8 protein-coding genes are annotated in these 13,964 nt (G+C 33.8%); 3 read left to right on the top strand and 5 right to left on the bottom strand.

The window, feature by feature from the left end:
- The first annotated feature begins 170 nt into the window (after window positions 1–170).
- The gene (locus GKZ88_RS00930) at window positions 171–2,399 is read left to right on the top strand and encodes a TonB-dependent siderophore receptor (protein WP_155100527.1); all 2,229 of its coding nucleotides are present in this window, start codon (window positions 171–173) and stop codon (window positions 2,397–2,399) included.
- A 187-nt stretch (window positions 2,400–2,586) separates the two neighbouring features.
- Window positions 2,587–3,900 carry an APC family permease gene (locus tag GKZ88_RS00925; protein ID WP_155100526.1) on the top strand — a complete coding sequence of 438 codons (1,314 nt, stop codon included), beginning with the start codon at window positions 2,587–2,589 and terminating at the stop codon, window positions 3,898–3,900.
- 204 nt (window positions 3,901–4,104) lie between these two features.
- Here the strand turns inward: GKZ88_RS00925 and GKZ88_RS00920 are convergent, their stop codons facing one another.
- Window positions 4,105–6,738 (bottom strand): valine--tRNA ligase, encoded by a 2,634-nt coding sequence (locus GKZ88_RS00920; RefSeq protein WP_155100525.1) that lies wholly within the window; start codon window positions 6,736–6,738, stop codon window positions 4,105–4,107.
- Window positions 6,739–7,024: 286 nt separating this feature from the next.
- Here GKZ88_RS00920 and GKZ88_RS00915 point away from each other — a divergent pair, with 286 nt between their 5' ends.
- Window positions 7,025–7,405: a DUF1573 domain-containing protein gene (locus GKZ88_RS00915; protein ID WP_155100524.1), complete on the top strand. Its 381-nt coding sequence runs from the start codon at window positions 7,025–7,027 to the stop codon at window positions 7,403–7,405.
- 127 nt (window positions 7,406–7,532) lie between these two features.
- On the opposite strand, the gene GKZ88_RS00910 is transcribed toward GKZ88_RS00915, so the two are convergent.
- From GKZ88_RS00910 to GKZ88_RS00895, 4 genes are all read right to left on the bottom strand, one after another.
- A complete protein-coding gene (locus GKZ88_RS00910) occupies window positions 7,533–8,018 on the bottom strand; it encodes a hypothetical protein (protein ID WP_155100523.1) in 486 nt (161 codons plus the stop codon).
- Between the two features lie 98 nt (window positions 8,019–8,116).
- Entirely contained in the window at window positions 8,117–10,249 is a 2,133-nt protein-coding gene (locus GKZ88_RS00905; RefSeq protein ID WP_155100522.1) for an OmpA family protein, read from the bottom strand.
- Window positions 10,250–10,259: 10 nt separating this feature from the next.
- Entirely contained in the window at window positions 10,260–11,189 is a 930-nt protein-coding gene (locus GKZ88_RS00900; RefSeq protein ID WP_155100521.1) for a type IX secretion system membrane protein PorP/SprF, read from the bottom strand.
- Window positions 11,190–11,220: 31 nt separating this feature from the next.
- Complete coding sequence (locus GKZ88_RS00895; RefSeq protein ID WP_155100520.1) at window positions 11,221–13,851, bottom strand: gliding motility-associated C-terminal domain-containing protein; 2,631 nt, start codon at window positions 13,849–13,851, stop codon at window positions 11,221–11,223.
- Between the last annotated feature and the right edge of the window lie 113 nt (window positions 13,852–13,964).

The following is a 13,964-nucleotide window of genomic DNA, read 5'->3' as shown; positions in this document are numbered from 1 at the left end:
AATTTATTCTAAATAATAAATAAGAATATAAAAGACAAAATCTTAAGCAAATCTTAAGATAAAATTAATGCAACTTTAAGTAAGAAAACCCTTTTATAAATTTTGTTAAACGCTCTATGCAGCCTTATATTTGCACAAAAAATTATTTTTATTAAATCTAAATAAGCCAAATGAAACATAGTTTACTACTTGCTTTATCTTTGATAAGTTTTGCATCATATAGCCAGGAATTTACAAGTGCAGATAATGCCACAACTGCAAGTGATACCGTTAAAAATAAAAAAGGAGAAATTCTTAACGAAGTAATTATAACTAAAAATAAAGAACCAAAACCGGTAACTGCAGTTCGTTCTGGATTAAAACCAATGGATAATCCGCAAGCGATACAAGTTATTGGTTCTGAAGTTATCGAACAGCAACAAGCGGTTAGATTAAGTGAAGTTCTTAAAAATGCAAATGGTGTATATGTTGGTTCAGCCAGAGGTGGTGCTCAGGAATCTTTTTTCTCAAGAGGTTACGACTTGTCAGCCAATAATATGTTTAAAAATGGATTTCGTTACAACGCAGGTTCTATTCCGGATGTTTCAGGTTTAGATAAAGTGGAATTCCTTAAAGGAGGTTCTGCATTATTATTCGGAAATGTAGCTCCTGGTGGAATCGTTAACCTTGTAACAAAAACTCCTCAATTTAAGACTGGTGGTGAAGTATCTATGCAAATAGGAAGTTTTGCTTATTACAAACCAACTATTGATTTTTATGGAGGTTTAACTAAATCAATTGCTTTTAGAATTAATGGTTCTTACGAAAATTCAGAAAGCTTTAGAGATGTCGTAAAAAATAAGCGTTTATATGTAAACCCGTCGTTGCTTTTTGTTATTAGCCAAAAAACGCAAATTACAGTACAGGGAGATTATTTAACAGCAGACTGGACACCAGATTTTGGAACAGGAATTATTGGTACACAAATTCTTGATTTACCTCGTAATGCTTTTTATGGATCACTTTGGTCTAATGGAAATACGAAATCTGCTAGTGCTTCTGCCTTATTGAATCATGATTTCAATAAAAACTGGAAGCTTAACTTCAACAGTTCTTACCAAACTTATAATAGAGCTTCAAAATCTACAGCTCAATTATCGACAATTAAACCTAACGGAGACTGGACAAGACCTTTAGTTCAAAACGAAAACTTAGAACAAATACTTGGAGATCAATTAAGTCTTCAAGGGAATTTTAATACCGGATCAGTAAAGCACCAAATATTTACAGGTTCAGACTGGGAAAACTCATTTGCAACAGCTTACACTTTTGCATTTAACCCCGCAAATTACGACACAATTAATCTTTTCAACTTTGATCCGTCAACACAAAGAAATGACATTCCTGATGCCAGAGCAACACAAATTGCAAAAACAGAAACAAACCGTTTTGGTGTCTATTTTCAGGATTTGATTTCAATCACAGAAAAATTCAAAGTATTAGCTGGTGTACGTTGGTCATGGCAGGAAGCTGAAGTTACCACTTACAAAGAAACATTAGTAAACGGAAAACAAACTGTAGCTCCAGAAAATGCAGTACCGACAGTTGGTGCTAAAAAATTAGACAATGCATTTTCTCCAAAATTTGGATTAATATACCAGCCAAGAAAAGACATTTCTATATTTGGTAGTTATTCTACATCCTTTACTCCAAACACTGGAACGACAGCAGATTTAAAACCAATTGAGCCATCTATTATTGATCAATATGAAGCAGGTATTAAAACTGATTTCTTAGAAGGAATGTTGAGTACTAATTTTACTGTTTATCAAATCGTAAACAGCAACTTGGCTCAAACGGCTGAATTTAAAGCTGACGGAAGTTTAAACACCGACACAAACGTAAAAATTTTGAGTGGTGAAACTAAAAGTAAAGGGATTGAAATTGATGTTACGGCAAGACCAATCGAAGGATTAAATATTATTGCAGGCTACAGCTATAACGATATGCGTTATTCTAAAACATCAGGTTTAAACGGAAGTTTTATTGAAGGTGATCGTCTTGTTAGAACTCCTGCAAATACAGCAAACTTAAGCTTCTTTTACACCGTACAAGAAGGATTCTTTAAAGGAGTATCTTTAGGAGCAATTGGAAATTACATTGGTGACCGTTTAGGTGGATGGAATGATCAATACAGTACAGATACTGTGACGTATCCTGATGGAATCTACCACAGAGAAATTCCGTTGAAAGGTTACACTACAATTGATGCTTCAGCTGGTTACACTTGGAAAAAAATCTCGATTTTATGTAAATTATCAAACATTACAAACGAGTTAAATTATACAGTTCACGAAAATTATAGTGTGAACCCTATAGCACCTCGTCAAATTATGACGAGCTTACGATACAAATTCTAAATTTTTGAATTAGATTTTAATTTGTTAAAACTATTCTTCACTTTTTTAAACAGTGAAAGTTTCGGTTTAAATTTCGACAAAAACCTCATTTAGCAATAAATGAGGTTTTTATTTTTTAGCAGAAGAAAGTGCCTTAATTATCTTTACTTTTGCTCTAAATTTTCCACTTTAAACAAAACCAACTTCTATGTCAGATTCCAAAAACCAATTAAAAAAAACACTTGGATTAAGTTTTAACATTGCTGTATTAATTGGCGGAACCATTGGAGTCGGGATTTTACGAACGCCGGGTTCCATTGCAGGACTATTAAATAATTACTGGCTGATTATCGCTTCCTGGATTTTTGGAGGTTTATATGTTTTACTGGGGGCAAACTCTTATTCAGAATTGGCCACAATGCTGCCAAAAGCTGGTGGATCTTATAATTATATCAAAAGAGCTTTAGGTGAATATGCCGGTTTTTTATCTGGTTGGTTTGATTATATTGTCAATGCCATTCCGCCTGCATTTTACTGCATTGTAATCAGTGAATATTCGATTATTTTATTTCCATCTCTTGCCAATTATTCAACTGTAATATCCATTTCTCTATTAACTGCTTTTGTATTGCTTCATTTAAGCGGTGTGAAAAACGGAAGCGTAATTCAGCAAATTACAAGTTTCTTAAAAGTGATTTGTTTTGTCGCTTTGGTAATTGCTTGTTTTATGTATTCAGGAATTGAGGTTCCAAAAATCAAAACCGACAGTTCCATCTTTCAAATCGGACTTGTATTTGGATTTTTTAAATCTTTACAGCTTATTATAGGAACTTATAATGGTTGGAACGCTGTTTGTTTTTTTGCAGAAGAAAATGACGATCCGAGCAAAAATATTCCAAAATCTTTATACAGTGGTGTTTTACTGGTTGTGGCAATTTATGTTTTAGTAAATGCTGCCTTTTTTCACGTATTGTCTATTGAAACTTTGGCAAAATCAAATTTGGCCGCTGCCGATGTTGCCAAAGTTCTTTTTGGAGAAAACGGCGCCGTTGTTGTAACGGTGATTTCTATTTTCTCTTTAATCAGCATTCTGAATGCGTTTATGATGATACCGCCAAGAATTCTTTACGGATTAAGCCGTGACGGATTTTTTATAAAAAAAGGAACTCAGGTTAATAAAGGTGGAACGCCAATTGTCGCGCTTTTGGTTTCGTCGCTTTTCAGTTTGTTTTTAATCTGTATTGGTTCTTTTGAAGTATTATTTTCTTTCGCCGCTTTTATCTCTATAATTGTTTGGGGACTGGCCTATTATTCGCTTATAAAATTAAGAACCACAGAACCTGATTTACCGAGACCTTATCGTTCATTCTGGTATCCTTGGACGACTATAATAGCAATTATATTTTCTATCGCATTGCTTGCAGGTTTCATTTACAGCGATCCTAAAAGTTTTATTATTATTGTTGGAATTACGATTGTTTCTTATCCTTTGTTTTTGGTTTTGAGAAAGAAAAAAAAATAGCCACGACCCAAGCGATAGCGAATTGGCGAAGCAATTCACGAATTTTATTTTTACAATTATTCGTGAATAATTCAGTAAATTATTATTTTACTCAACGATTGCAAAAATAAAATTCGTGAATTCGTGGCGAAAAAAAATAACAAACCCGACAGGTTTTTGAAACCTGTCGGGTTTAATTCTATAAATTAATAGAAACTCTGAATTTTATTTTAATCCAGCTAAACTCTGCTCAATTGTCGCAATTTTTGCTAAAGCATCGGCTTGTTTTTGTTTTTCTATGTTTAGCACTTTTTCAGGAGCTCCGTTTACGAATTTCTCGTTTGAAAGTTTTGCTTCTACAGATTTTAAGAATCCTTTTGTGTAATTCAATTCTTCTGTCAATTTTGCGATTTCAGCTTCAACGTCAATATTTCCTGTAATCGGAATGAAATATTCATTTGATTTTACACGGAAAGATAAAGCACCGTCTACTTTTTCAGAAACATATTCGAATGCAGAAACGTTTCCTAATTTCGTTACAACTGAATCAAAATAAGTCGAAAGATTTTCGCTGTTGATTCCTTTTAATTCGATTGCATCTTTAAACGGAATATTTTTGTCTTTACGAATCGTTCTGATTCCAGAAATTACTTCAATTGAATTTTCAAAATCGGCAATCAATTTAGCATCAAATGGTTTTAATTCTGGCCAAGTCGAAACAATTAAAGCTTCTTCCGGAGTTCTTTCTGCAATTAACTGCCAGATTTCTTCCGTTAAGAAAGGCATGAAAGGATGTAGCAATTTCAAGTTACTTTCTAACATTTCGATTGCTTTATCAAAAGTCGCTTTATCAATTGGTTGTTGGTAAGCCGGTTTAATCATTTCTAAGAACCAAGAACAGAAATCATCCCAAACCAATTTATAAATTGCCATCAATGAATCTGAAATTCTGTATTTTTCAAAATTATCTTCAATGTCAACTAAAGTCTGCTGTAATTTCGCTTCAAACCATTCAATCGCTACTTTTGATGATTCTGGCTGTGGAATAGTTTCAGAAACTTCCCAACCTTTAATCAATTTGAAAGCATTCCAAATTTTGTTTGAGAACGCTTTTCCTTGATTACATAATTCCTCATCAAACATAATATCGTTTCCTGCAGAAGCGCTTAAAAGCAATCCTACACGAACACCATCGGCACCGAATTTCTCAATCAAGTCTAAAGGATCAGGAGAATTTCCTAATGATTTAGACATTTTACGACGTTGTTTATCACGAACCAAACCAGTCAAATATACATTCGTAAATGGTTTTTCTCCTGCATATTCGTAACCTGCAATGATCATTCTCGCAACCCAGAAAAACAAAATGTCCGGACCTGTTACTAAGTCATTTGTTGGATAGTAATATTTATAATCAGCACTTTCCGGATCCATAATTCCACCGAAAACAGACATCGGCCAAAGCCAAGATGAAAACCATGTATCTAACGCATCAACATCCTGTGTTAAATTGTTAATTGTTAATTGTTGATTGTTAGTTCTTTCTTTTGCTAAAACTAACGCATCTTCTATATTTTCAGCAACTACGAAATCTTCTTTTCCGTCTCCGTAGTAATACGCCGGAATTTGTTGTCCCCACCATAATTGACGAGAAATATTCCAGTCACGAATATTGTTCAACCAATGCGCATAAGTGTTTTCGAAACGTTTTGGATGTAATTTAATATCTCCCGTTTCTAAAACCGATTTAATAGCTGGTTTTACCAAATCTTCCATTTTCAAAAACCATTGGTCCGATAATCTTGGTTCGATTACGGCTTTGGTTCTTTCAGATGTTCCAACTTTATTTAAATGGATTTCAGTTTTTGCCAAAGCTCCAATTTCTTCTAATTCTTTTGCAATTTCAGTACGAACTACAAAACGATCTTTTCCTTGATAATGTAATCCGAAGCTGTTTAAAGTTGCATCTTCATTAAAAATATCAACGATTTCAAGATTGTGTTTCTCTCCAAGCGTTTTATCGTTCATATCGTGCGCAGGAGTTACTTTCAAACATCCTGTTCCGAATTCAACATCTACATATTCATCTTCGATAATTGGAATTACACGACCGCAAATTGGAACGATCGCTTTTTTGCCTTTTAAATGTGTAAAACGCTCATCATTCGGATTGATACAAATAGCAGTATCTCCAAAAATAGTTTCCGGACGCGTTGTCGCAATCGTCAAGAAATCTTCTGAACCTTCAATTTTATATTTTAGGAAAAATAATTTCCCTTGTTGTTCTTCGTAAATAACTTCTTCGTCAGACAAAGTCGTTTTTGCTTCCGGATCCCAGTTTACCATTCGGTATCCTCTATAAATCAAACCTTTGTTGTATAAATCCACAAACGATTTAATTACAGATGCGGACATATCTGGATCCATAGTAAATTTGGTACGTTCCCAATCGCATGAAGCTCCTAATTTTTTAAGTTGCTCTAGGATTGTTCCACCATATTTATCTGTCCATTCCCAGGCATGTTTTAGGAATTCTTCGCGGGTTAAATCATTTTTGTTGATTCCTTCTGCTTTTAATTTGGCTACAACTTTTGCTTCAGTAGCAATAGAGGCGTGATCCGTTCCCGGAACCCAGCAGGCGTTGAAACCTTTTAAACGTGCACGACGAATTAAAACATCCTGAATAGTATTGTTCAGCATGTGACCCATATGCAAGACACCAGTGACGTTAGGAGGCGGAATTACAATAGTATACGGCGTTCTATGATCTGGCTCTGAATGAAAGTAATTGTTTTTCATCCAGTAATCATACCATTTATTCTCAATCGTCTTAGCGTCAAATTGTGCTGGAATTGTCATTTATATATGTTTAATCGTTTATTTGTTTAACCGTTTAATCGGTTTTGATCATTAGAATATAAATTGATTCATTTAATTGTTTTTCTGTTTTAAAAACATCATTTACAAATCCATCATTACGATTAAACAAATAAACGATTAAACAGTTAAACAAAAATTTGGTTCAATTTTTGTAATTATAACTGACAGCAAAAGTAAATAATTAAAGACACTATAAAAAGCGAATTATTAATTTGTGTGTTAATTAAAAGAATGTATATTTACTTACAATTTAAAATAATTTCAAATGAAAAATGTTGCCTCTTTTATTGCAATCGTATTGTTTTCTGCAATCGGTTATGCGCAAAACGGCCCAAAAATTGAATTTGCAGCCCAAGACAATACTATTGATTATGGAAAAATTTCTAAAGGTGATAACGGAGTCCGCTCTTTTGAATTCACCAATACCGGCGATGCCCCACTGGTAATTACAGGTGCTGAATCAACCGTAAGTTCTATCGTAGTTACTAAACCTGCCGATGCTATACAGCCTGGCAAAAAAGGAAAAATTGACGTTAAATACAATATGACTTCCGGCCCAATCCGTAAAACGATTACGGTTGAAACCAATGCTGTCAACTATCCTGACGGAAGAGTAGCCTTAAAAATTAAAGGTGAAGTTTTATAAATAAATTAAAATCTTAAAATACAAAAAGCCGTTTCTGAAATTTAGAAACGGCTTTTTTATTTCAGCATTGTCAAATCTTTGTCAAAGTTTAGAACTTTGAAAAAGATCGTTAAACGCAAAATCTTCTTTATTTTTTATCAGCGCATTCTGCACTGTCAAATTTATATTTTACACGGTCAAAATCGATTGGTTTGTCTTTTAGCAAATAGGTAACTCCCATTGTAGTCTGCATCTCTCCCTTTCCTAAAATAAGCTTTTTGTCTCGTTTTAAAAATGCCATTGGGTTTTTGAACGTTTTGTTTTTATTGGTTACTTCAACAAAAGTGTAATCAGCAAACAAAGTATCTCCGTGAAATTCTCCAGCAATCTCACCGGTTGTTTCTGTCGCCTGAGCCACTTTCATGATCATATTTCCAGCTATTTTCCCATTCTTTAAAGTATTTAACTTTAACTGAAGCGTGTCTTTTTCATAAATTGCCTGATAACATTCACTGCTGACAACCTTTTCGCCTTCGGCTTTTGCTGCTTCAATTTCTTTTTGTTTTTCTTCATTTTTACAGCTTTGGAATCCAATGCAAGTAATAAGCAAACATGATAAGGCTAATTTTTTCATAATTTGATATTTTATTTTGATACGGTTATTTTATAAAATTAAATAAAAAAGAAGCCAAAAAAAAGGCTTCTTAATTAAATTTATGTTTTTTAGAAAATCTACAGTTTCTTAATTACAAATTCTGATCTTCTGTTTAATTCGTGGTCTTCTTCTGAACAGGCATCGTCTGTTTTGCATTTTATAATTGGCACCGATTCTCCATAACCTTTGGCCGAAACTCGACTAGCGTTTATTCCCGACTGGATTATAAACTCTCTTGTCGAGTTTGCTCTTTTTTGAGACAGTTCTTCATTAAATTTAGCATTTCCTCTAGAGTCTGTATGAGAACCAATCTCGATGACCATTCCTGGATATTTGTTCATCAAAGCTACTACTCTGCCCAAAACAACTTTTGATTCTTTACGGATATACCACATATTGTAATCAAAATAAATAGGATCTGTTTTGATAATTAATCGGTCCTTATCGTCTTTTACAACATCTTTTTCCTGTTTTAAAATCTCCGTTACTTTCTCTTTTTTCTTGACTTCTTCCGCTTTTATTTCATCAGCTTTTGCTTTTTTCGCTGCTTCATTTAAAGCAATAATTGCCAATGCTTCTTTTTTCTTATTTTCTTCTTCTAAAATAAGTTCCTGTTTCCTTTTGTTTTCGGCAAGTTGTTTTTCTTCTAATTTAATTGCTTCTAAAGATTTAAGTGCCAATGAACCGTCGTTAGTAACATTTCTAATTTTTCCGATGGTCAGTGTTTTAGATTCGTTGGTGTATTTTTCTTTAAAAGCAACCACTGTATAAATACTTTCACAGGCAACTGTAAAACTGAATTTCCCGTCTGCCAAAGTTGTAATGGTATTCAATGTTTTTTTATCAGCATCCTGCAGCATTACTGTTGCATTTTCTAGTGCTAAATTTGTATCAACATCCGTAATTGTTCCAGCAATAAACTGTTTACAGTCTTCAACAATTAATTCTTTTGTTTCTTTAAATTGATAAATATCGTCGCTTCCTTTTCCGCCTTCTCTATTTGAAGCAAAAAAACCTTCTTTGGTATTTACATCAATATAAAAAGAAAAATCATCTAAATTAGAATTTAGAGGCAATCCGATATTTACGGGTTCAGAATATTCATTTCCGTTAATTTCTGAAACAAAAACATCAAGCGATCCGTAACCTAAATGTCCATCTGAAGAAAAATAAAGTTTATTATCAGCAGCCACAAAAGGAAACTGTTCTCTTTTATCGGTATTGACAATTGGCCCTAAATTCTTTGGAGTGTCAAATGCGCCTTTATTAATGTTCACCGAATAAATATCAAAAGAGCCAACAGATCCAGGCATATCCGAAGAAAAATACAACACTTTTTCGTCAACACTCAAAGCTGGATGTTCCACCGAATAATTTGGACTATTGAACGGAAGCGATATAACATTTGTCCATTTTCCATCAACTAATTCGGCTTTGAAAATTTGAAGATTCGAAACTTTCTGATCGTTTGTTTTTCTTGTTTTATTTTTTGAATTGTTTCGGGTAAAATAAACCGTTTTTCCATCTTTTGTAAAAACTGCATTTGATTCGTGCATTCCTGTTTTTAACTCTGAAGCAAAGTAATTAATGTTTGGTTCAGCTGCATTGATTTCATTTAAAGGAACAGCAACTAAATTTAAATACGTTTCATTGTCCCATTTAAACTTTTTATCAAATAATCCCGGTTTCAATTTTACGGCAGCAAAAACCAAATTATCGTTGTATTTAACAGCTCCAAATTCAGAATTTGGTGTGTTTAAAGCCAGATTTTTTATTTCAAATCGGTTTCCTATTGCCGAAACATTTTCAAGTTCTTTCAGTTCTTTTTGAAAATAAACAGAATCTTTGCTGGTAGTCGAAGAAGCATAATATTGTTTCAGCGCCGCATTTGCATCGGCATAACTATTGGTTGCTTTTAAGGTCTGAGCGTATCTAAAATAATATTCACGATTTAAATCCTTATTATAATTTTGAAATAACAACCTATAATAACGCTGTGCTTTCACTAAATTATTGCTATAATAATAAGAGTCTGCCAGGTTTTTAATTACTTCCTGTGAAGGATTTTCTTCAGCTAATTTTTCATACAGAATAATCGATTCGGCATAATATGTTTTATCAAAGAATCGTTTGGCTCTGGCCAATTCTTTATCTTGGGCGTTTATAAATTGTATTGAAAATACGAATATAATAACTAGGAGTTTTTTCATATTTTTCATTTTAAAAGAATCTAGGGGATTTATCGTATCCTTTACCTAATAAATCTAAATCGAACAGAAGCATAATTTCATGCGTCCCTGAATTAAACTGACCTAAATTTGAAAGTGTATAATCGTAGGCATAACCAACTCTAAGCGATGGCGTAACATTAAAATTAAACAAAGCACTTACCGAATCATCGATTCTGTATGCCGCACCAAGCTCAAACTTTTCGTTGTACAAAATATTCGCACTCAAATCAATAGAAACAGGAGCTGCTTTTACAAATCTTGTCATAAAAGCTGGTTTGAATTTCAAATTATCATTGATTTGAAAAACATATCCTCCGGTAAAAAACATGTGTATTTCTTCTGAACCAAAAGCATTTACTCCTGATTTTTCTTCGATATATTTAGATTTTATCAAATTTGGAGCAGAAAATCCGATATATAAATTATCTCTAAAATAATAAGCTCCGACACCAATATTAGGTTTCGTTGCATTTATATTTTCCGAAAAAGCAAAATCAGTTGCAGGATCGCTAAATTTAAATCCGTTAAAATTAGTCTGCATTGATGAAACTCCCGCTTTTAAACCCAGTGAAAGTTTATTTTTTCCCCCTAAATTCAATACATAGGCAAAATCAGCATAAATATTATTCTCCTTTTTTGCACCATCGCCAATATCATCAGAAATCAATGAAAGACCCACTTCAACTTTTTCAGATAAAGCAGTATGTCCAAAAAAAGTAAAGGTTTTTGGCGCTCCTACTGCCCCAACCCATTGGGTTCTGTATAATCCTCCAAAATTCATCATTAAAGGAGTTCCAGTTGCATAGGCCGGATTTACAACACTCATATTGTACATATAGTGTGTATATTCAGGATCCTGTTGTGCAGAAACAGTCGTAAAGCAAAAGAGAAAAGTTATGTAGAGTATTATTTTTTTCATTTGAATTATATTAAAATATTGCAAAATGGAATTATCGGTTTAAATAAAGGCGTCCTTGAATTGGAGGTTTATTGCCTTTATTAAATTGAAGCGTATAAAAATAAACTCCGTTTGGCGCTATTCCATGAGCAAATCCGCCTGTCTGCCAGTTGGTACCATCCCAACCTGCTTTGTCTTTAAATCCTTCGTACATTCTGTTTCCGTATCTATTGAAAATTTGCAGATAATAATCAGGAAATAAAAAATCAATGTTAGGTATCACGAAAGTGTCATTTATTCCATCACCATTTGGAGAAAATCCGTCAGGAATAAAGAAATCAGGTGGTACAGTATCGCAATCGGTTAATGAAACAACAACTTCCAGGCTTTCATAAGAAAGACAATTTTCGGTGGTCGAAAAGTCAAATCCGTAATATTTTTTTTTATCGACTAAAAGAGTTGAAGCAGGCAAAAGCGTTCCTCCTTTAGGCGCATCATACCAAACTACAGAAGATGGGACATTTGTATTATTTGATAAATTAGCAAGTGTTGGAGCATCTAAACCGCAAAAATTCTGACCATCTGTATTTAATTCAGGTGCAGGAGTATCTCTAATGACAACCTTAAACATTGTTGCAGCAGAAGTACATGATAAAGTAGTTTCGGTAACATAATACGTTTCACTTTTAAGCACATAAGTATTTGCAAGAGGTGTTGTCAATGTTGGTGAATTATACCATTTAAACTGTGTTCCATTTGGTACCAAATTACCAATAATAGCATTATCAGACTTGCAAAAAGATTGGTCAGCAACTGTTGGCGCAACTGGAATAGGATTTATTGCAAATGTTGCTGCAATACCAGTTACAGCGCTCTCACAGCTCGTAATATTATTTTTTAAATTAGAAACTCTAATTGTCGTTGAACCAGTATTGACAAGCAGAGCAGCAGGAATAACAAAACTTGCATTTCCGCTTACTGGAGACAACGCAATTGTTTGTACTGTCGCAGTATTAGCTCCAGAAAGTGTGTATGACAAAGTAACATCTGTCAAAGTTCCTAAGCCCGTAACCGAAGCTGTAACAACAGATCCAAAACAAACTGGTGCAACTTGTATTCTTAAATTTGAAGTATTAGGCAAAGGGTTTACGGTAATATCGCCTGACACATTAGATGAATTTGTACAACCAGAAACTGTATGAGTGATTTTAACAATTTGAATGGTTCCGCTTCCGCTCTGTGAACTTAAAATTGCAGGAATATAAAAAATTGCATTACCTCCAGAAAAAGTAGCAGATGCTGTTTGAGATGAAGCATTATTAGCACCGGAAATGTTGTAAAGAATATCATAAGTTCCATCAACAATTTTTACAGCATCCTTAATTGTAACTTCAGTAATTGTATTTTGACAGGTGCTTACAGGTGGTATTTTTGCACCTGCCAAATCTGGAATTGGGAATATTTTTACAACTTCTGAAAGATTGTTAATTATGTTTCGACATGCTCTAACACTATTTGTGTCATATATATTTGTAACTGTTACAGTGTAGTTACCAACTTTTTGAAAATAATCTGATTTTAAAGGGAAAACAAAAATACCATTAATAAAGTTTCCTGGCACTGTTTCACTTCCGCCGTTTGGCCCGGAAACCGTAAATGAAACATTATAATCACCATTTGGTATCGCAGCTGCTCCTTTTTTAATTGTGGCTGTATATGTGGCTGTAGGTATTGCTGTTTCACATATATTGTTATCAACAATTTTAAGTTCTGCGCCTGTAAAATCAAGTTTTTCCTCCAAAACGATTCGAACAGTTGTCTGCTCATCTGAACAAATTGGATTATTAGATTTTACTGTATAATTATAACTATAGCTTCCTTTTCCACGATTCGTGTAAATTCTCTGAACATTAACAAAATGATCGCCTAGATAAGTCAGCTCGCCGGTATTACTAGCTTCAGTCCATGTTCCTCCAGCATCTTGTCCAGAAATCAGATTATTTAAATCATAATCCGTATAAGCTGACAAACCGTCGCTTGCACACAATCGCAGCGTTTGACCAGTACCAGATTTAGGTGCCCTAAAAATGGTTACAACCGCAGTCGAAGACATAGCTGGACAAGTTCCTATTGCAGGCATAGTGTATGTGTACTGAAAAGTTCCCTGCATATCTGAAACATTCACAATAGCTCTTACATTTTGATTTGTAGTATCATTATGCCATTGTCCATTTGAGTGTGGACTAATATATACTCCGTTAAAAGCAGAAAAAAGATTAAACTCACCAACTGCACTGCAGACAGAAACATTTGGAGAAGTCACTCCAGAATAGCCACCAATGGTTACCGTAACTGTTGCCGTATTATCAGGACAAAGACCAATTCCGTCAACTGTATAAAGATATCTGAAAGTACCACTTTGGCGAATCTGCTGTGCATTTAAAATTCCAGTATCTACATCTAAACCACCAGTACCATCAACATCTGTCCAAACGCCACCAGAAAGAGGAGAACCTGTAAGATGCGCATATAAATCAATTGCCTGACTGCTCGCTGCCGGAATATCACAAACCGTTAAAGTTCCGTCATCACCCGCACATTGTGCATAAATTTTATTTGGGATTGCAGATAAAAAAATAAAAAAAAGAATGATTCGTAGGAAATTAATGTATTTTTTGACCATAAAATTATATTTGGCTAAACATTATAATTAGGAGCACGTATGTAAACAATAAAACAATTTAACAATTATTTTATCACAAAAGTGTACTTACTTTCCAAAAATAGTCATTCTAT

Origin of the sequence: Flavobacterium sp. LC2016-01, from assembly GCF_009711135.1 — a bacterium.
GTDB lineage: Bacteria > Bacteroidota > Bacteroidia > Flavobacteriales > Flavobacteriaceae > Flavobacterium.
The sequence above is the reverse complement of the archived record's forward strand: the minus strand, read 5'-3'. Positions and strand labels throughout refer to the sequence as shown.

What these genes read in the sequence shown, in the direction of transcription:
- GKZ88_RS00930 (WP_155100527.1), top strand. Translation starts at nt 171, where the DNA reads ATGAAACATAGTTTACTACTTGCTTTATCTTTGATAAGTTTTGCATCA.
- GKZ88_RS00925 (WP_155100526.1), top strand. Translation starts at nt 2,587, where the DNA reads ATGTCAGATTCCAAAAACCAATTAAAAAAAACACTTGGATTAAGTTTT.
- GKZ88_RS00920 (WP_155100525.1), bottom strand. Translation starts at nt 6,738, where the DNA reads ATGACAATTCCAGCACAATTTGACGCTAAGACGATTGAGAATAAATGG.
- GKZ88_RS00915 (WP_155100524.1), top strand. Translation starts at nt 7,025, where the DNA reads ATGAAAAATGTTGCCTCTTTTATTGCAATCGTATTGTTTTCTGCAATC.
- GKZ88_RS00910 (WP_155100523.1), bottom strand. Translation starts at nt 8,018, where the DNA reads ATGAAAAAATTAGCCTTATCATGTTTGCTTATTACTTGCATTGGATTC.
- GKZ88_RS00905 (WP_155100522.1), bottom strand. Translation starts at nt 10,249, where the DNA reads ATGAAAAAACTCCTAGTTATTATATTCGTATTTTCAATACAATTTATA.
- GKZ88_RS00900 (WP_155100521.1), bottom strand. Translation starts at nt 11,189, where the DNA reads ATGAAAAAAATAATACTCTACATAACTTTTCTCTTTTGCTTTACGACT.
- GKZ88_RS00895 (WP_155100520.1), bottom strand. Translation starts at nt 13,851, where the DNA reads ATGGTCAAAAAATACATTAATTTCCTACGAATCATTCTTTTTTTTATT.